This window comes from Streptomyces platensis, assembly GCF_008704855.1.
GTDB classification, from domain to species: domain Bacteria; phylum Actinomycetota; class Actinomycetes; order Streptomycetales; family Streptomycetaceae; genus Streptomyces; species Streptomyces platensis.
Window position 1 is genome coordinate 6,243,656 of record NZ_CP023691.1, and the last position, 18,927, is coordinate 6,262,582.

Annotated in this window: 12 protein-coding genes; 9 read left to right on the forward strand and 3 right to left on the reverse strand. The window is 71.7% G+C overall.

Features of this window, described 5'->3' with window-relative positions; genetic code table 11:
* Positions 1-174: 174 nt before the first annotated feature.
* The 4 genes from CP981_RS27790 to CP981_RS27805 all read left to right on the forward strand — a co-directional run bounded on the left by CP981_RS27790 (position 175) and on the right by CP981_RS27805 (position 6,911).
* Positions 175-456 (forward strand): acylphosphatase, encoded by a 282-nt coding sequence (locus tag CP981_RS27790; protein WP_085925204.1) that lies wholly within the window; start codon positions 175-177, stop codon positions 454-456.
* 382 nt (positions 457-838) lie between these two features.
* Complete coding sequence (locus CP981_RS27795; RefSeq protein WP_006602857.1) at positions 839-1,042, forward strand: hypothetical protein; 204 nt, start codon at positions 839-841, stop codon at positions 1,040-1,042.
* A 301-nt stretch (positions 1,043-1,343) separates the two neighbouring features.
* Complete coding sequence (locus tag CP981_RS27800; protein WP_085925205.1) at positions 1,344-5,189, forward strand: chromosome segregation SMC family protein; 3,846 nt, start codon at positions 1,344-1,346, stop codon at positions 5,187-5,189.
* Between the two features lie 303 nt (positions 5,190-5,492).
* Positions 5,493-6,911 carry a sugar porter family MFS transporter gene (locus tag CP981_RS27805; RefSeq protein WP_085925206.1) on the forward strand — a complete coding sequence of 473 codons (1,419 nt, stop codon included), beginning with the start codon at positions 5,493-5,495 and terminating at the stop codon, positions 6,909-6,911.
* 178 nt (positions 6,912-7,089) lie between these two features.
* On the opposite strand, the gene CP981_RS27810 is transcribed toward CP981_RS27805, so the two are convergent.
* Positions 7,090-8,085: an LLM class flavin-dependent oxidoreductase gene (locus CP981_RS27810; protein ID WP_085925207.1), complete on the reverse strand. Its 996-nt coding sequence runs from the start codon at positions 8,083-8,085 to the stop codon at positions 7,090-7,092.
* Positions 8,086-8,181: 96 nt separating this feature from the next.
* Positions 8,182-9,663, reverse strand: coding sequence for a purine-cytosine permease family protein (locus CP981_RS27815; RefSeq protein ID WP_085925208.1), 1,482 nt, complete (start codon positions 9,661-9,663; stop codon positions 8,182-8,184).
* Between the two features lie 441 nt (positions 9,664-10,104).
* Here CP981_RS27815 and ftsY point away from each other — a divergent pair, with 441 nt between their 5' ends.
* Positions 10,105-11,334: a signal recognition particle-docking protein FtsY gene (gene ftsY, locus CP981_RS27820; RefSeq protein WP_085925209.1), complete on the forward strand. Its 1,230-nt coding sequence runs from the start codon at positions 10,105-10,107 to the stop codon at positions 11,332-11,334.
* A 236-nt stretch (positions 11,335-11,570) separates the two neighbouring features.
* Here ftsY and CP981_RS27825 read toward each other — a convergent pair whose 3' ends face one another.
* The gene (locus CP981_RS27825) at positions 11,571-12,239 is read right to left on the reverse strand and encodes a bifunctional DNA primase/polymerase (protein ID WP_085925210.1); all 669 of its coding nucleotides are present in this window, start codon (positions 12,237-12,239) and stop codon (positions 11,571-11,573) included.
* Between the two features lie 476 nt (positions 12,240-12,715).
* Between CP981_RS27825 and nsdA the strand changes: the two genes are divergently transcribed.
* The 4 genes from nsdA to CP981_RS27845 all read left to right on the forward strand — a co-directional run bounded on the left by nsdA (position 12,716) and on the right by CP981_RS27845 (position 18,925).
* The gene (gene nsdA / locus CP981_RS27830; RefSeq protein ID WP_085925211.1) at positions 12,716-14,188 is read left to right on the forward strand and encodes a transcriptional repressor NsdA; all 1,473 of its coding nucleotides are present in this window, start codon (positions 12,716-12,718) and stop codon (positions 14,186-14,188) included.
* Between the two features lie 371 nt (positions 14,189-14,559).
* Positions 14,560-15,888: an ammonium transporter gene (locus tag CP981_RS27835; RefSeq protein WP_085925212.1), complete on the forward strand. Its 1,329-nt coding sequence runs from the start codon at positions 14,560-14,562 to the stop codon at positions 15,886-15,888.
* Positions 15,885-16,223 carry a P-II family nitrogen regulator gene (locus tag CP981_RS27840; protein WP_018087155.1) on the forward strand — a complete coding sequence of 113 codons (339 nt, stop codon included), beginning with the start codon at positions 15,885-15,887 and terminating at the stop codon, positions 16,221-16,223. Before CP981_RS27835 ends, CP981_RS27840 begins: the two co-directional genes overlap by 4 nt.
* A 197-nt stretch (positions 16,224-16,420) precedes the next feature.
* Positions 16,421-18,925 (forward strand): [protein-PII] uridylyltransferase, encoded by a 2,505-nt coding sequence (locus CP981_RS27845; protein ID WP_085925213.1) that lies wholly within the window; start codon positions 16,421-16,423, stop codon positions 18,923-18,925.
* The last annotated feature ends 2 nt before the right edge of the window (positions 18,926-18,927 follow it).

The window sequence follows — 18,927 nt, forward strand, 5'->3', positions numbered from 1 at the left end:
CTGTCTTCCTTCCACCGGTGCAGGCACCGGCTCCACTGGAGCGGCTACGCCGCACCGCTTTCCTGGCGTCCAGATGACTCACCCATAAGAGTGAGCCTCGCTGCCGGGGGACTGTACGCCATGGCCTAGGAGGCAGATGTGACCACTGAGCAATTGGCCGGTTAGCGTGCACACATGAATGAAGCTGTCCGAGTGACCGCCTGGGTGCGTGGTCAGGTCCAGGGCGTCGGGTTCCGCTGGTTCACCCGGGCCAACGCCCTTCGCATCGGCGAACTCGCGGGATTTGCCGTCAATCTGGGTGACGGCCGCGTCCAGGTGGTCGCCGAGGGCCCGAAGGAGCGCTGCGATCAGTTGCTCGACTGGCTCCGCACCGGAGACACGCCCGGGCGGGTCGATGGAGTCACTGAGATCTGGGACACGCCCCGCGGCGGTTACGACGGCTTCGAGATCCGCTGATCCGGCCTGCCGGAACCGTCCGTACGGCCGTCATGAGCGATCTTGCGGATGCGTCTTTGTGAGCTGCTTACGGGAGATAAGGCCTGGTGGTTGCCAACTCGGCCGACCCGTGCAAGGCTGCCGCTGTACGGATGATCTCCACGCCCCGGCGGGACCTTTCTGGGGAGTCGGCGCAGTGCCTTCACGGCCGCGCACTCTCAGGTGCCCGAGGATACGGGGTGTGATCGTGTTGACCGTCAAACCGTTTGGTGAGACTCTGGAATCCCCGCGCACCTTAGCTGTTTGGCATTGAGTACACCAGAGAATGACAAGCACCGCGGGTGCGAATCCCTCACGACCCACACCGCTTCGGTCGGTCACTCATTGTGGAGGACCATCCATCATGGCAAAGGCGCTTCTCGGTTACGTCGGCGGCTCCGACCCCCGAGTCCTCTCCGAGATGCGACGGCTTCAGCAGCGCGTCCAAGACCTTGAATCCGAACTTATTCGGATGCAGGCCGAAAACGACATGCTGTCCGCTGCCGCACGTCGCGACGACTCGATGCTCGACATCGACGTACCCCAGGCGGAGCCCGCGCTCACCTGACCCCGACCCCAGGGCCGGTAGGGCTGCTCGCCAGCCGCTTGAGGCACCGCTTTCTTCAAGATCTGCAAGGGACGCTTCGGCGTCCCTTCGTCGTTTCCGCCTTTTCGTGCTGCGGCCTTTTCCGCGAACCACCTGGTCACTTCAGCCTTGACGGCCCTCCCTTACCGCATGATGTGCCCTGCGCTTTCTGCAGTGAAACCGAAAATGAACGGCGCGGTATACCCGGGGGCCGTACAGGGCCGGGGAGCGCCCCGGAATGTTGGGGTCACCCGCCTGGGAACGGCCGGTAGAGTCCCACGGCGTGCATCTCAAGAGTTTGACCCTGCGAGGTTTCAAGTCCTTCGCTTCCGCAACGACGCTGCGCTTCGAGCCGGGCATCACCTGTGTCGTGGGCCCCAACGGCTCCGGCAAGTCCAACGTCGTGGACGCGCTGTCCTGGGTCATGGGCGAGCAGGGCGCCAAGTCGCTGCGCGGCGGGAAGATGGAGGACGTGATCTTCGCCGGGACGACCGGGCGGCTGCCGCTCGGCCGCGCCGAGGTGTCGCTCACCATCGACAATTCCGACGGCGCGCTGCCGATCGAGTACGCCGAAGTCACCCTCACCCGGATCATGTTCCGCAATGGCGGCAGCGAATACCAGATCAACGGTGACACCTGCCGGCTGCTGGACATCCAGGAATTGCTCTCCGATTCCGGTATCGGCCGGGAGATGCATGTCATCGTCGGGCAGGGCCAGCTCGACTCCGTGCTGCATGCCGACCCGATGGGGCGCCGGGCCTTCATCGAGGAAGCGGCCGGCGTCCTCAAGCACCGCAAGCGCAAGGAGAAGGCGCTGCGGAAGCTGGAGGCGATGAAGGCCAATCTCGCCCGGGTCCAGGATCTGACCGATGAGCTGCGGCGCCAGCTCAAGCCGCTGGGGCGGCAGGCCGCGGTCGCCCGGCGCGCCGCCGTCATCCAGGCGGACCTGCGCGACGCCCGGCTGCGGCTGCTCGCCGACGACCTCGTCACCCTGCGCCGGGCCCTGCGCGCCGAGATCGCGGACGAGGCGGCGCTCAAGGAACGCAAGCAGACCGCCGAGGACCGGCTGCGCACCGCCCAGCAGCGGGAGGCGGCGCTGGAGGAGGAGGTCCGTACGCTGACGCCGCGGGTGCAGCGTGCGCAGCAGACCTGGTACGAGCTGTCGCAGCTCGCGGAGCGGGTGCGCGGCACGATCTCGCTGGCCGAGGCGCGGGTGAAGAGCGCCACGGCGGCGCCGCCGGAGGAGCGGCACGGGCGGGACCCCGAGGACATGGAGCGGGAAGCGGCCCGGATCCGCGAGCAGGAGGCGGAGTTGAGCGCCGCGCTGGAGGCGGCGAGCCGGGCCCTGGAGGACACCGTCGAACACCGTGCCGGACTGGAGCGGCAGTTGTCGGACGAGGAGCGGCGGCTGCGGGACGTGGCCCGTGCCATCGCCGACCGCCGGGAGGGGCTGGCCCGGCTGAGCGGGCAGGTCACCGCCGCCCGGGGCCGGGCCGCCTCGGCGCAGGCGGAGATCGGCCGGCTCGCCGAGGCCAGGGACGCCGCGCGGAGCCGGGCGGAGACCGCCCAGGAGGAGTACGAGCAGCTCAGGGCCGAGGTCGACGGGCTGGACGCGGATGACGAGGAGATCGCGGAGCGGCATGAGGCGGCCCGCCGGGAGCTGGCGGAGACGGAGACCGCGCTGACCGCCGCGCGCGAGGCGCTGACCGCGGCCGAGCGCGAACGGGCCGCGACCGCCGCCCGGCACGACGCGCTGGCGCTCGGGCTGCGCCGTAAGGACGGCACCGGAGCGCTGCTGGCCGCCGCGGACCGGCTCACCGGACTGCTCGGGCCGGCGGCGGAACTGCTGACCGTCACCCCCGGCTTCGAGATCCCGGTGGCGGCGGCGCTCGGCGCGGCCGCGGACGCCGTCGCCGTCACCGGCCCGGCCACCGCCGCCGAAGCCATCCGGCTGCTGCGGAAGCAGGATGCGGGGCGGGCGGCGATGGTGCTGGGGGGAACCGGGGGCCGGAGCGGGACGGGACGGGTGCCCGCGCCCGCACGGGCGGTGGAGGCCACGGAGGGCGGCGGAGCCGCGGAGGCCGTGGGGGCTGTTGATGCTGCTGAGGGGGCGGCGTGGGGTGGGGACGCAGGTGCCTCCGGTGCTGGTGGAGCTGCCGGGGTCGCCAGTGCTGCTGGGGCTCACGGGGCCGATCCGGTGCGTAGGGCCGGTGGGGCCGATGGTCTCGCCGGAGCGGCCGAGGGGACCGCGGTGGAGGTCTGTGCGGGGGCGGCCGGTGCGCCCGAGGCGGCCGTGCACCGTGTTCCCGGGCCGCGTGCCGAGCCGGTGCCGGCGGCGGAACTGGTCCGGGGGCCCGCGGAATTGACCGCCGCCGTTGCCCGTTTGCTGCGGGATGTCGTGGTGGTCGGGACGCTGGAGGACGCCGAGGACCTGGTGGCCGCGCGGCCGGAGCTGATGGCCGTGACCGGTGAGGGCGATCTGCTCGGGGCGCATTTCGCCCAGGGCGGTTCCGCCGGTGCGCCGAGTCTGCTGGAGGTGCAGGCGTCCGTCGACGAGGCGGCGGCCGAGCTGGAGGAACTGGCGGCGCGCTGCGAGGAGCTGGCGGAGGCCCAGCGGGCCGCGGCGGAGCGCCGTACGGCGGGTGCCGCGCTGGTCGAGGAGTTGGCCGAGCGGTGGCGGGCGGCGGACCGGGAGAAGTCGAAGGTCGCCGGGGATCTGGGCCGGCTCGGCGGGCAGGCGCGGGCGGCCGCGGGCGAGGCCGAGCGCTGCGAGGCGGCGGCAGCCAAGGCCGAGGAGGCGCTGCTGCGGGCCACCGAGGAGGCCGAGGAGCTGGCCGAGCGGCTCGCGGTGGCCGAGGAGGACCCGGGCGTCGGCGACGAGGAGCCGGACACCTCCGTACGGGACCGGCTGGCCGCCGACGGCGCCAATGCGCGGCAGACCGAGATGGAGGCCCGGCTCCAGGCGCGGACGCACGAGGAGCGGGTGAAGGCGCTCGCCGGGCGGGCGGACGCGCTGGACCGGGGGGCGCGGGCCGAGCGCGAGGCGCGGGCGCGGGCCGAGCGGCGGCGCGCCCGGCTCCGGCACGAGGCGGCGGTGGCCGGGGCGGTCGCCGCCGGTGCCCGGCAGCTGCTGGCGCATATCGAGGTGTCGGCCGTACGGGCCGAGGAGGAGCGGGGCGCCGCGGACCGGGCCAAGGCCGAGCGGGAGCAGGCGCTGGTGGCCGAGCGCAACCAGGGCCGGGAGCTGAAGTCCGAGCTGGACAAGCTGACGGACTCGATGCACCGCGGTGAGGTGCTGGGCGCGGAGAAGCGGCTGCGGATCGAGCAGCTGGAGAGCAAGGCGCTGGAGGAGCTGGGGGTGGAGCCGGCCGGGCTGATGTCCGAGTACGGCCCCGAGCAGCCGGTACCGCCGTCGCCGCCCGCCGAGGGAGAGGTGCTCCCGGACGATCCGGAGCATCCCCGCAACCAGCCGGTGCCCTATGTACGTGCCGAGCAGGAGAAGCGGCTCAAGGCCGCCGAGCGGGCGTATCAGCAGCTCGGGAAGGTGAACCCGCTGGCGCTGGAGGAGTTCGCGGCGCTGGAGGAGCGGCACAAGTTCCTGAGCGAACAGCTTGAAGACTTGAAGAAGACCCGGGCCGACCTGATGCAGGTGGTCAAGGAGGTCGACGAGCGGGTGGAGCAGGTCTTCACCGAGGCGTACCACGACACCGCTCGGGAGTTCGAGGGCGTCTTCGCGCGGCTCTTCCCCGGCGGGGAGGGGCGGCTGGTGCTCACCGATCCGGACGACATGCTGTCGACGGGGGTGGATGTGGAGGCGCGGCCGCCCGGGAAGAAGGTCAAGCGGCTGTCGCTGCTGTCGGGCGGTGAGCGCTCGCTGACCGCGGTGGCGCTGCTGGTGTCGATCTTCAAGGCGCGGCCCAGCCCGTTCTATGTGATGGACGAGGTGGAGGCCGCGCTGGACGACACCAATCTCCAGCGGCTGATCCGGATCATGGAGGAACTCCAGGAGAGCTCCCAGCTGATTGTGATCACGCATCAGAAGCGCACGATGGAGGTCGCGGACGCGCTCTACGGGGTATCGATGCAAGGTGACGGCGTATCGAAGGTCATCAGTCAGCGGCTGCACTGACCGCGCTCGCGCGAGCGGCTCGTGCGGCGGCCGCGGGCCGGTGCCGACGGGCGCGACGGCCGCTTCCCGGCACCGCTGATGATCGCCCGGAGTATCCGACACCCCATCAGTTCAGAACTTGAACGAATGACCACCAGGACGTCCGAGAAACAAATTCATCACGTCCTATTGACTTCGAAACTTGAAGGCATAGTCTCTGCAACGTTGCTTTTACCTTCAAGTGGTGGGTACCCCCAACCTATGCACCACTAGAAGGGCCAGCCCCCTACGCCCGGCAGCGCAGCCGGGCCACTGGAGTTCACGTTGACCAGCACCGCGCAGCCGACGGTTCCGGAAGGCCGGAAGGCCCATCCCGACCATCTCGGCCATGTCATCTTCATCACCGCGGCTGCCGCGATGGGCGGCTTTCTCTTCGGCTATGACAGTTCCGTCATCAATGGTGCCGTCGAGGCGATCCGCAGCCGTTACGACGTCGGATCCGCGGTCCTCGCCCAGGTGATCGCCGTCGCCCTGATCGGCTGTGCCATCGGCGCCGCGACCGCCGGCCGGATCGCGGACCGCATAGGCCGTATCCGGGTGATGCAGATCGCCTCGGTGCTGTTCACCATCAGCGCCGTCGGCTCCGCTCTGCCGTTCTCCCTCTGGGACCTCGCCTTCTGGCGGATCATCGGCGGCTTCGCCATCGGTATGGCCTCGGTCATCGGCCCGGCCTACATCGCCGAGGTCTCGCCGTCGGCCTACCGCGGCCGCCTCGGCTCGTTCCAGCAGGCCGCGATCGTCGTCGGTATCGCCATCTCCCAGCTCGTCAACTGGGGCATCCTCAACCTCGCCGACGGCAACCAGCGCGGCACCCTCGCCGGCCTGGAGGCCTGGCAGTGGATGCTCGGCGTGATGGTCGTCCCGGCCGTCCTCTACGGTCTGCTCTCCTTCGCGATCCCCGAGTCGCCGCGCTACCTGATCTCCGTCGGCAAGGTCTCCCGCGCCAAGGAGGTGCTCTCCGAGGTCGAGGGCAAGTCCGTGAACCTCGACACCCGGGTCACCGAGATCCAGGACGCGATGCGCCGCGAGCACAAGTCCTCGTTCAAGGACCTGCTCGGCAGCAAGATGGGCTTCCTGCCGATCGTCTGGGTCGGTATCGGTCTCTCGGTCTTCCAGCAGCTGGTCGGCATCAACGTCGCGTTCTACTACTCCTCGGCGCTGTGGCAGTCCGTCGGCATCGACCCGAGCGCCTCGTTCTTCTACAGCTTCACGACGTCGATCATCAACATCATCGGCACCGTGATCGCGATGGTCTTCGTCGACAGGATCGGCCGCCGTCCGCTGGCGCTGATCGGCTCGGCCGGTATGGCCGTCTCGCTCGCCCTGGAGGCATGGGCCTTCTCCGCCAAGACCGCGGCCGGCACCCTGCCGCACCTCGAAGGCACCGTGGCCCTGATCGCCGCCCATGTCTTCGTGCTCTTCTTCGCCCTCTCCTGGGGCGTCGTGGTCTGGGTCTTCCTCGGCGAGATGTTCCCGAACAAGATCCGCGCCGCCGCGCTGGGCGTCGCCGCCTCCGCGCAGTGGATCGCCAACTGGGCCATCACGGCCAGCTTCCCGAGCCTGTCCGACTGGAACCTCTCGGGTACGTACATCATTTACGCGGTCTTCGCCCTGCTCTCGATCCCCTTCGTGCTCAAGTTCGTGAAGGAGACGAAGGGCAAGGCGTTGGAGGAGATGGGCTAACCCCCCGCCAGTCCGTCTCCTCAGCACTGGGTACTGCCCCGGGTCATCAGGGACCCCGGGCAGTACCCCTTTTTTGTCCCCGGGTTTTCTGTGCCCGGGGCGTTCGTGCGCAGGCCGCCTTGGCGCCTCAGGCGTTATCGCCTTCTCCCCGGAAGTCCGAACCCGCCGCCCGAAGCGGTCAGTCCGTGAGGCGGGGCAGCACCCGCTCGGCGAACAGATGCAGCGAGCGCCAGCCCTCGTCGACGGGCATCCCGCCGCACAGCGGATGGAGGATCAACGAGCCCCCGGCGCCCGTCCGCCGGGCCAGCCGGACGCAGTCGTCAGGGGTGACGACGCGGTAGACGCCCTCCTCGCGCAGCGCCCCGGCGTCCCGTGCGGACGAGCGCACCGCGGAGCGGCTCCCGGCGGACTGCCAGGACGCGTACATCCGGGCCTCGTGCAGCAGATGGCTGCCGTACTCGGCCCAGGTGCGGTCCGGGTCCTCGGAGAGGTGGAGGAGCGCGGTCCGCTCCGGCGGCTGCATCACCCACCCGTCGGTGCCGTGGGCGGCGCACTGCTCCTGGTAGTAGGCCGCCAGCCGGGGGAGGCGGGCACTGGGGAAGAAGGGGAGCCCCAGGCGGGCCGCGCGCCGGGCCGCGGCCCGGGAGCTGCCGCCGATCAGCAGTGGCGGATGCGGCTGGGTGTACGGGCGCGGGGTGACCCGGACCGTACGCCCCCGATACGTGAACGGTTCCCCGGTCCAGGCGGACAGCAGGGTCTGGAGCACCTCGTCCTGGAGCGGGCCCCGGCCCGGCCAGTCCTTGCCGTGCGCCGCGTACTCCTCGGGCCGGTAGCCGAGGCCGGCGACGGTGATCAGCCGGCCGCCGCTGAGCAGATCGAGCGAGGCGAGGTCCTCGGCCAGCCGCAGCGGATCGTGCAGCGGGGTGATCAGTGCGGAGACGGTGACACCGATCCGGCGGGTGGCACCGAAGACGGCGCCCGCGAAGGTGAGCGGGGAGGGCATCCAGCCGTTGGTGGTGGCGTGGTGCTCCTCGGTCTGGACCATGGTGAAGCCGCGGTCGTCGGCGAAGGCCGCCATCTCGACGGCGGCCCGGTAGCGCGCGGACAGGGAGTCGGGCGTGGGTGCGGGGTCGACGAGGTTGATCCGCAGGACCGTGACAGGCAGAGCGGGCATCGCAGACGTCCCCTTCGCCGGGGTGGTTGGCGAAGGGGACGTTAGCTGACGATGCGTCAGATCACTAGAGGGGGAGTCCGGTCCACGGGGCCCGGGTCAGCTCACCTCGACCGGCTGCCGGGTCTCGGCCGCCTCGTCCGGGCCGGCCGCCGGGGCGGACTCCTTCGGCGTCGGCAGTGCGGCGAAGACCAGCGCGGCGATCGCGATCGTGGCCGCCCAGCCCAGGCCGTTCTCGCCGATCCAGGTGGTGGCCAGCGGGCCGGTGAACCACTGGACCTTGGTGAAGCACAGGCCCGCGGCGAGCGCGATGCCCCAGGCGGTCATGGCCTGCCAGCAGAAGCCGCCGACGTACCAGTAGCGGCTGGTGCGGCCGGTGTTCATCAGGCTGTCGGCGTCATAGCGCACCGCCAGCTTGCGCCGCCGGGCCATGTCGATGCCGTAGACGCCGATCCAGGCGGAGAAGGAGACCGCGAGCAGCGTCAGGAAGGCGATGAACTGGCCGATGAAGTCCTTGGCCACCAGCATCATGAACAGGCCGCCGACCAGGCTGATGACGGCGTTGATGCTGACCGCCAGGGCACGGGGCAGCTTGACGCCCATGGTCTGGGCGGTGAAGCCCGCGGAGTACATCGACAGGCTGTTGATCAGCACCATCCCGACCAGGGCCGTGATGAGGTACGGCACCGCGAGCCAGCCCGGCAGGATGCTGCCGAGGAACGACATCGGGTCGGTGTTCTGGCCGGCCAGCTTCGGGTTGGAGACGGCCATCACGCCGCCCATCAGCACCATGGGCAGCAGCACCAGGGCCGCGCCGGAGACCGTGGTGCCGACGATCTTCTTGCCGGACGCGGAGTGCGGCAGGTACCGCGCGAAGTCGGGGCCGGTGGGCACCCAGCTGATCCCGCCGGCCGCGATGGTGCCGATGCCCGCGATCACCATGGCGGTGGTGCCGGCCTTCTTGGCGAAGACGGCATCCCAGTCCATCGTGGCGACCAGGTAGACCAGCACCATGATGCTGAACAGGCCGAACAGATACGTCGAGTACTTGTTGCAGACGTTCAGCGCCTTGCGGCCCAGACCGCTCACCAGATACGTGACGGCCACGAAGGCGAGCAGGGTGACGACGACGAGGACGTTGTTGCTCTCGATGCCGAGCAGCAGATGCAGCACGGTCAGCACCGCATAGGCGCCGGTGACCGCGTTGATCGTCTCCCAGCCGAAGCGGGCGACCCACAGGATCGCGCCGGGGAAGTAATTGCCGCGGACGCCGAAGGCGGCCCGGGAGAGCATCGCGCCGGGGGCGCCGCCCCACTTACCCGAGACCGACAGCACGCCCACCATGCCGAAGGCGACGGCCGCGGCGATCGCGGCGACCAGCAGGACCTGCCAGAAGTTCAGGCCGTTGCCGACCACGAGCGAGGCGCCCATGGTGAGCAACAACACGCTGATGTTGGCGGCGACCCAGGTCGGGAAGAGCTCGCGGACGCGGCCCTGGCGTTCGTTGTCGGGGACCGGCTCGATGCCGCGGGTCTCGACGGCGCCCTCGGTTGCGGGAGCGGAAGCGGACGTGGTGCCCATGGTGCAGGTATCTCCGAGCGGGGGATCTGGGGGCACCCCCGGGGGGAAGGGGGTGCAGGCAGCAGCTGTGGTGCCTGGCCAGAAATTGGTTGCCAGGACTCTACGCGCGTTGCGCGGCCATCCACCATCGTACTTTGATCCAACTTCCACCGGTTCGTTCCGTTGGACCCCACGACGAGGACGAGTGTCGCCGAACCTCGTCGAAGGGTCCAGTCGGGCTGCTCGGAGCCCGTCCGGAGGGGGCGGGGTCAGGACGTTCGCCCGCCTCCCCGGGGACCCCCGGTCCGTACGGCCCGGCGTCGTGCCGGCGTCCCCGAGAGGCGCCCGGCGTGAGCCCGGGCAGGGCGCCACGAGGCCCGGGCACCGCTTTCCGGACACCGCCCCTCCAGGTTCGGCGCGTGCAGTCCCCACGGGCGGAGCGTGGCTGATACTGGAGGGGTTATGGACATCGTCATCCTTGCTGTAGTCATCGCCGTGGTCGTGCTCGGCGCGATCAGCGGGCTCGTCATCAGCGGCCGCAAGAAGAAGCAGCTGCCGCCGTCCCCGCCGGCCGCCCCGAAGCCCTCCGTTACCGCGCCCCCTGCCGAACCGCATGTCGGTGAGGAGGCCGAGACCCCTCGCGACGAAGAGCGTCGCACCATCGAAGAAGTCACGCTGCCCACCGCCGAGGCCCCCGCGGCCGAGGCGCCGGCCGCCGAGCCCGAGGCGCCCGCGGCGCCCGCCATCGAGGTCCCCGAGCCCACCGCCGGCCGGCTGGTCCGGCTGCGCGCCCGGCTCTCCCGCTCCCAGAACACCCTGGGCAAGGGCCTGCTGACCCTGCTCTCCCGTGAACACCTCGACGAGGAGACCTGGGAGGAGATCGAGGACACCCTGCTGACCGCCGACGTCGGCGTCACGCCCACCCAGGAACTGGTCGAGCGGCTGCGCGAGCGGGTCAAGGTCCTCGGCACCCGCACCCCCGAGGACCTGCGCGCGCTGCTGCGCGAGGAGCTGCTCACCCTCATCGGCACGGACGCCGACCGCACCGTGCACACCGCCAACGGCATCGGCAACGGCGGCGACGAGATCCCCGGCGTCGTCCTGGTCGTCGGCGTCAACGGCACCGGCAAGACCACCACCACCGGCAAGCTCGCCCGGGTCCTGGTCGCCGACGGCAAGTCCGTGGTCCTCGGCGCCGCCGACACCTTCCGCGCCGCGGCCGCCGACCAGCTCCAGACCTGGGGCGAGCGGGTCGGTGCCCGTACGGTCCGCGGACCCGAGGGCGGCGACCCCGCCTCCATCGCCTTCGACGCGGTGAAGGAAGGCATCGCCGAGGCCGCCGATGTCGTACTGATCGACACCGCGGGCCGGCTGCACACCAAGACCGGTCTGATGGACGAGCTCGGCAAGGTCAAGCGGGTCGTCGAGAAGCACGGCCCGGTCGGCGAGGTACTGCTCGTCCTGGACGCCACCACCGGCCAGAACGGTCTGGTCCAGGCGCGGGTCTTCGCCGAGGTCGTGGACATCACCGGCGTGGTGCTCACCAAGCTCGACGGCACCGCCAAGGGCGGCATCATCGTCGCCGTCCAGCGGGAGCTCGGCGTCCCCGTCAAGCTCGTCGGCCTGGGTGAGGGAGCGGACGACCTGGCGCCGTTCGAGCCGGAGGCCTTTGTCGACGCACTGATCGACTGACGCCGCCACCAGGGCACCATGCCCGGACCGTCACCGGCCCCCGGACCCGCAGCGCGCGGGTACCGGGGGCTGACACTTGTCCGCACGGGGCTCGCCCTGCCGCGCGACGGCCGGCTCCATACGGGCCGGAGGCCCGCCCGGCCCCGTCGGTCAGATGCCTTTTGCGGACGACGGCCGTGCCGGACCGGCCGGACACTCAGACCGGCCGGCCGGAGACCTCAGGCCGGCCGAGGGGCTCAGACCGCCGAGCGGTTGCAGGCGTACGCCAGGGTGCCCACCATCAGTCGCGCCTGCGGCGGCCGGCCCGCGGTGTCCAGGGTCGGCGGGCGCAGCCAGCGCACCGGGCCGTGGCCGCCGAGGTCGGAGGGGGGTGCGGTGAGATGGTCGCCGGGGCCCAGGGAGCGCAGGTCCAGCGAGGCGTCGTCCCAGCCCATCCGGTACAGCAGATCGGGGAGCTGCCCGGCCGCGCCGGGGGCGACGAAGAACAGCGCCCGGCCGGTCGGTGCCACCGCGACCGGGCCCAGCGGCAGGCCCATCCGCTCCAGCCGCGCCAGCGCGTTGCGGCCCGCCGCCTCCGGCACGTCGAGGAGATCGAACGACCGGCCCACCGGGAGGAGGATGGCGGCGCCCGGTGTCTCGGCCCACGCCGCGGCGGCCTTCTCCCAGCCGGCACCGGCCACCAGCTCCTCGCCGAAGGCCAGCGGATGAGCGCCGGGGGAGGGGCAGTCGTCGGCCCCGCACGAGCAGTCCGTACGCCCGCTGCCCGCGCGGACCGCCCGGGCGCCGGGAACGACGTCCCAGCCCCACAGCCCGGTGTACTCCGCCACCGCCGAGATCTCGGTCGAGCGGGCGCGGCGCCGGGAGCTGGAACGCATCTCTCGGATGCCGCCGATCGTGAAGCCCATGCCCCCTCCAACGGGTGGTGCGTGCCAGTGGTTACGAGTCGGCGGGTTGACGGTCCGGCGCCGCCTGGTTCCCCGCGGCGCCCGTGGTGCGGTGGTGTGCCGGGTGGTGTGGTGCGCCGCGTGAGCCCTTGTGTGCTTCGTTCCGCCCGGCGTTCTTCGGCCTGTGTCAAGTCAATCGCGAGAGCTGGGCGGGGAGTTCATTCGAAGGGGTGGCGAATGGTGGCGTTTCCGCGATCGCCCTCGCGGCGGGCGTGATCGTAGGATTACTTTCGGTGCGCGAACCCCGGAGAGGCACCCTTCGCACGGGTATGCCGGTGGCAACGCACAGGTCGAGCACAGGCCAAAAGGTGTGGCCGGAAACCGTGATCGGGTAGATGTACCCCGGACAGGCGTCGTAACGGACGGTGGCCTGTGGGCAGTTCGCGGCACGCACCAGGTACCAGGCACCAACGCAGCTATCGGGATGGGGGCTTCCAGTGGGCGGCAACGGCGGCACGGGCGGCACCGACGCCGTCAAGCAACCCAACGCGCAGTTGGGTTCGTGGTTCATGCGCAGCGGCTGGTCCAAGGGCGAACTGGCCCGGCAGGTCAACCGCCGGGCCCGCCAGATGGGCGCCCACCACATCAGCACCGACACCTCGCGGGTGCGCCGCTGGCTCGACGGTGAGCAGCCGCGCGAGCCCATCCCGCGGATCCTGTCCGAGCTGTTCTCCGAACGCTTCGGCTGTGTGGTCGGCATCGAGGAGCTGGGCCTGCGCTCCGCGCACCAGTCCCCGTCGGTCTCCGGCGTGGACCTGCCCTGGGCCGGGGCCCAGACGGTCGGCCTGATCAGCGAGTTCTCCCGCAGTGACCTGATGCTGGCGCGCCGAGGCTTCCTCGGCACCTCCCTCGCGCTCGCCGCCGGACCCAGCCTCATCGAGCCGATGCAGCGCTGGCTGGTCCCGGTGCCCGCCGGCCAGGGCGGCGCGGAGGAACCCGACCGCGCCCGCCGCCCCGCGCGGCTGTCCGGGCCGGAGCTGGATCTGCTGGAGTCGACGACCGCGATGTTCCGCCAGTGGGACGCGCAGTGCGGCGGCGGGCTGCGGCGCAAGGCGGTGGTCGGCCAGCTTCACGAGGTCACCGACCTCCTCCAGGAGCCGCAGTCGGAGCAGGTGTCCAAGCGGCTGTTCAAGGTCGCCGCCGAACTCGCCGAACTCGCCGGCTGGATGAGCTACGACATCGGCCTCCAGCCCACCGCGCAGAAGTACTTCGTGCTCGCGCTGCACGCCTCCAAGGAGGCCGGCGACCGGCCGCTGGGCTCGTACATCCTCTCCGGCATGAGCCGCCAGATGATCCACCTCGGCCGGCCGGACGACGCCCTGGAGCTGATCCACCTCGCCCAGTACGGCAGCCGTGAGACCGCCACCCCGCGCACCCAGGCGATGTTGTATGCGATGGAGGCCCGCGCCTACGCCGGAATGGGCCAGCCCAGCAAGGTCAAGCGGGCCGTCCGGATGGCCGAGGACACCTTCTCCGACGTCCTGCCCGGCGAGCCCGAGCCGGACTGGATCCGCTTCTTCTCCGAGGCCGAGCTGAACGCCGAGAACGCCCACTCCTACCGCGACCTCGCCTATGTCGCCGGCCGCAGCCCCACCTACGCCTCGCTCGCCGAGCCCGTCATGCAGCGCGCCGTGGAGCTCTTCGGCAAGGACCCCGAGCACCAGCGTTCGTACGCGCTCAACCTGATCGGGATGGCCACCGTGCATCTGCTCCAGAAGGAGCCCGAGGCCTGCGCCGCGATGGCGCAGCAAGCGATCCCGTTCGCCCGGCAGGTCCGCTCCGAACGGGTCAACACCCGGCTGCGCAAGACCGTCGACAACGCGGCGCGGGAGTTCGGCGGGGTCGCCGAGGTGATCCGGCTCAGCGACGAGCTCACCCGACAGCTGCCCGAAACCGCGGAGGCCGTCTGACGGCACCCCGCCCCTGAACTCCGGCCGCGGCCACCGCCCCGTACAGCCCGACTCGGCTCCCCCATGCCAGGTCACGCGGGCGGCAGCCGCGGCCGGGCTCGCTTTTGCGCCCCCCTTTGCGCCTGAACCGGCGCCGCTTTCGCGGAGGTGGCTGGGCGCCGTGGGGGTTGCTCAATTTGTGGTTGCTGGGGGGTGAACGGGGGATGTGGGGCTGATCTGGGAGTTCACCGGGGTGTAACACGGGGGGTGTCTTCGTCACCGGTGTGAAACACCCGCAAGGTTTGGCCGAAACCGTGCTGCGACAACCTCATCGCGAAGTCGGCCCACCAGAACATGCCAGCACGGGCCGCATCGACGACGAGGAGACGCCGATGCCCCCAGGCATCCTGACGCTCGCAGCGGACAAAGCGACACTCAGCCCGGCCAACACCGGGTTCATGCTGATCTGCTCCGCACTGGTGATGGTCATGACCCCCGGTCTCGCCTTCTTCTACGGCGGCATGGTCCGGGTCAAGAGCGTGCTCAACATGCTGATGATGAGCTTCATCAGCCTGGGCATCGTGACGATCCTGTGGGTCCTGTACGGCTTCGGGCTCGCCTTCGGTACCGACCAGGGCGGCTTCATCGGCTGGGACGGACACTTCGCCGGGCTCAGCGGCATCGGCCTGACGGAGCTGTGGGGCGCCACCACCATCCCGGTCTATGTCTTCGCCGTCTTCCAGCTGATGTTCGCGATCATCACGCCGGCGCTGATCAGCGGTGCGCTCGCCGACCGGGTGAAATTCACCGCCTGGGCGCTGTTCATCGCGCTGTGGGTCACCGTCGTCTACTTCCCCGTCGCCCACTGGGTCTGGGGCGAGGGCGGCTGGCTGTTCGAGCTGAAGGTCATCGACTTCGCGGGCGGTACGGCCGTCCACATCAACGCCGGTGCCGCGGCCCTCGGCGTGCTCCTCGTCGTCGGCAAGCGCATCGGCTTCAAGAAGGACCCGATGCGGCCGCACAGCCTCCCGCTGGTGATGCTCGGCGCCGGTCTGCTGTGGTTCGGCTGGTTCGGCTTCAACGCCGGCTCCTGGCTCGGCAACGACGACGGCATCGGCGCGGTCGCCTTCGTCAACACCCAGGTCGCCACCGCCGCCGCGATGCTCGGCTGGCTGGCGTACGAAAAGATCCGGCACGGCTCGTTCACCACGCTCGGCGCGGCCTCCGGCGCGGTCGCCGGACTCGTCGCGATCACTCCGGCCTGCGGCGCGGTCAGCCCGCTGGGCGCCATCGCGGTCGGTGTGATCGCCGGTGTGCTGTGCGCCATGGCCGTCAACCTGAAGTACAAGTTCGGCTACGACGACTCCCTCGACGTCATCGGCGTCCACCTCGTCGGCGGTGTCGCCGGATCGCTGCTGGTCGGCCTGTTCGCCACCGGCGGGGTGCAGAGCAAGGCCAAGGGCCTGTTCTACGGCGGCGGCTTCGAACAGCTCGGCCGGCAGGCCATCGGTGTGTTCAGCGTGCTGCTCTACTCCCTGGTCGTCTCGTATGTCCTTGCCAAGGCGATCGACCTGGTGATGGGCTTCCGGATCGGCGAGGACGAGGAGGTCGCCGGCATCGACCAGGCCGCGCACGCGGAGACCGCATACGACTTCACCGGCGCGGGCGGTGGCACGGTCGGCCGACTCGGCGAGGCCCTGACAAAGAAGGTGAACGCGTGAAGCTCATCACGGCAGTAATCAAGCCGCACCGGCTGGACGAGGTGAAGGACGCCCTCCAGGCATTCGGTGTGCACGGCCTGACGATCACCGAGGCCAGCGGATACGGCAGGCAGCGCGGGCACACGGAGGTGTACCGCGGCGCCGAGTACACCGTCGACCTGGTCCCGAAGATCCGTATCGAGGTGCTGGTCGAGGACGCCGACGCCGAGGAACTGACCGACGTCATCGTCAAGGCGGCCCGCACCGGCAAGATCGGCGACGGGAAGGTGTGGAGCATCCCCGTCGACGACGCGGTACGGGTGCGGACCGGGGAACGGGGACCGGACGCACTGTGAGGCCACGGCCGGGCCCCGGCTCCGGCCCCGGGCGGCTCTTTGCCGCCGGGGACCGCGGCCGGGCCCGGCCGCCCGAGCGGCGGATGGCCGACCGCCCCGCGGCAGCACAGACTGATCGTGCGGGCCCGGCCGGTACGGGGGCGGCCGCACGGGCGACGGGGACGGCGGGGGACCACCACGACCAAGGAGCGCGCGCGTTGACGGACAGCGTCGAGGACACGGCAGGACCGGCCGGAGCGCAGAGCCCGGGGAACGAGCCCGCGACCGCCCCGGAAGGGGGTTACCCCGCGGCCCGGCTGCGCCTCCTCCAGGACGAGACCTCCAACGGACCCGACCGCCGCGCCGCCCTCGCCCGGCTCACCGACGACTGGCTGGCCGGCCTGCTCGCCCGGCACGGCACCGCCGCCGGCCTGTCCGGCACCGCCCTGGTGGCCGTCGGCGGCTACGGCCGCGGCGAGCTCTCCCCGCGCAGCGACCTCGACCTGCTCCTGCTGCACGACGGCCGCGCCGACGCCGGCGCCCTCGCCGCGCTCGCCGACCGGCTCTGGTACCCCGTCTGGGACCTCGGCCTCGCCCTCGACCACTCCGTACGCACCCCCGCCCAGGCCCGTAAGGCCGCCCGCGAGGACCTCAAGGTGCAGCTGGGCCTGCTCGACGCCCGCCACCTGGCCGGCGACCCCGACCTGACCGCCACGGTGCGCACCGCCGCCTACGCCGACTGGCGCGAGAGCGCCCCCAAGCGGCTCCCGGAACTCCACGACCTGTGCCAGGAGCGCGCCGAACGGCAGGGCGAACTCCAATACCTCCTCGAACCCGACCTCAAGGAGGCCCGGGGCGGGCTGCGGGACGCCACCGCGCTCCGGGCCGTCGCCGCCTCCTGGCTCGCCGACGCCCCGCGCGGCGGCCTGGAAGCCGCCCGCACCCGTCTCCTCGACGCCCGCGACGCGCTCCACCTGACCACCGGCCGGGCCACCGACCGGCTCTCCCTCCAGGACCAGGACCAGGTCGCCACCGCCCTCGGCATGCTGGACGCGGACGCCCTGCTGCGGCAGACCTATGAATCCGCCCGCACCATCTCCTACGCGGCCGATGTCACCTGGCGCGAGGTCGGCCGGGTGCTGCGCGCCCGCTCCCTCAAGCCGACCCTGCGCGGGCTGCTGCACGGCCGCACCGCGGGCAAGGGCGAGCGCTCCCCGCTCGCCGAGGGCGTCGTCGAACTCGACGGCGAGGCGGTACTGGCCCGCACCGCGCGCCCCGAGCGCGACCCGGTGCTGGTGCTGCGCGCCGCGGCTGCCGCCGCCCAGGCCGGACTGCCGCTGGCCACCCACTCCATCCGCCGCTGCGCCACCGCCAACCGGCCGCTGCCCGTGCCCTGGCCCGCCGAGGCCCGCGAGCAGCTGGTGACCCTCCTGGGCGCGGGCACACACACCGTGCCCGTATGGGAGGCCCTGGAGGCCGAGGGCATCATCCCGCGGCTGCTGCCCGACTGGGAGCGCGTCCGCTGCCGCCCCCAGCGCAACCCCGTCCACACCTGGACCGTCGACCGCCACCTGGTCGAGACCGCCGTACGGGCCGCCGCCCTGACCCGCCGGGTACACCGCCCCGACCTCCTGCTGGTCGCCGCCCTGCTGCACGACATCGGCAAGGGCTGGCCCGGCGACCACTCGGTGGCCGGCGAGACCATCGCCCGCGACGTGGCGGCCCGGCTCGGCTTCGGCGCCCGGGACACCACGGTCATCGCCACCCTCGTACGGCACCACCTGCTGCTCATCGAGACCGCCACCCGGCGCGATCTGGACGACCCGGCGACCGTCGGCGCGGTCGCCGAGGCGGTCGGCAGCACCCGCACCCTGGAGCTGCTGCACGCCCTGACCGAGGCCGACGCGCTGGCCACCGGGCCCGCCGCCTGGAGTGCCTGGCGCGGCGGCCTCGTCGCCGACCTGGTCAAACGGGTCGCCGCGCGGCTCGCGGGGGAACCCGACACGGAGCTGCGCGGCACCGGCGAGCCGACCGCGGAACAGGAGCGGCTGGCGATCGAGGCCCGGCGCACCGGCGGCCCGGTCCTGGCCCTGCACACGCGCGCCGAGGCGCCCACCGAGGCCGACACCGGCCCCGAGACCCCGGCACCCGCCCAGGAACCGGTCGGGGTGGAACTGCTCATCGCCGTCCCGGACCAGCCGGGCGTGCTGCCCGCCGCCGCCGGGGTGCTGGCCCTGCACCGGCTCACCGTCCGCGCCGCCGACCTGCTCCTCCTCGACCCCATCGACGAAGGCCCCGTCCTGGTACTGAGCTGGCGGGTGGCCGCCGAATACGGGTCGCTGCCGCAGGCCGACCGGCTGCGCGCCGACCTGCTGCGCGCCTTGGACGGCACCCTCGACATCCCCGCCCGCCTCGCCGAGCGGGAGCGCGCCTACGCCCGCCGCTCCCGGGCCGTGCTCGCCCCGCCACCCCGGGTCACCGTCGCCACCGGCAGTTCCGACACCGCGACCGTCATCGAGGTCCGGGCCCAGGACGCCCACGGCCTGCTGCACCGCATCGGGCGCGCCCTGGAGGCGGCCGGTGTCGCCGTCCGCAGCGCTCACATCAGCACCCTGGGCGCGAACGCCGTGGATGCGTTTTACGTCACCGGGCCGGACGGGGCGCCCCTCGCGGACGCCGCGGCGCACGAGGTGGCGGCGGCCGTGGAACGCGCCCTTCAGTAGCG

Excerpts from the sequence above, each read along its gene's own strand:
- CP981_RS27815 (WP_085925208.1), bottom strand. The coding sequence starts at position 9,663 with ATGGGCACCACGTCCGCTTCCGCTCCCGCAACCGAGGGCGCCGTCGAG.
- CP981_RS27790 (WP_085925204.1), top strand. The coding sequence starts at position 175 with ATGAATGAAGCTGTCCGAGTGACCGCCTGGGTGCGTGGTCAGGTCCAG.
- CP981_RS27825 (WP_085925210.1), bottom strand. The coding sequence starts at position 12,239 with ATGGGCTTCACGATCGGCGGCATCCGAGAGATGCGTTCCAGCTCCCGG.
- CP981_RS27795 (WP_006602857.1), top strand. The coding sequence starts at position 839 with ATGGCAAAGGCGCTTCTCGGTTACGTCGGCGGCTCCGACCCCCGAGTC.
- ftsY (WP_085925209.1), top strand. The coding sequence starts at position 10,105 with ATGGACATCGTCATCCTTGCTGTAGTCATCGCCGTGGTCGTGCTCGGC.
- CP981_RS27810 (WP_085925207.1), bottom strand. The coding sequence starts at position 8,085 with ATGCCCGCTCTGCCTGTCACGGTCCTGCGGATCAACCTCGTCGACCCC.
- CP981_RS27835 (WP_085925212.1), top strand. The coding sequence starts at position 14,560 with ATGCCCCCAGGCATCCTGACGCTCGCAGCGGACAAAGCGACACTCAGC.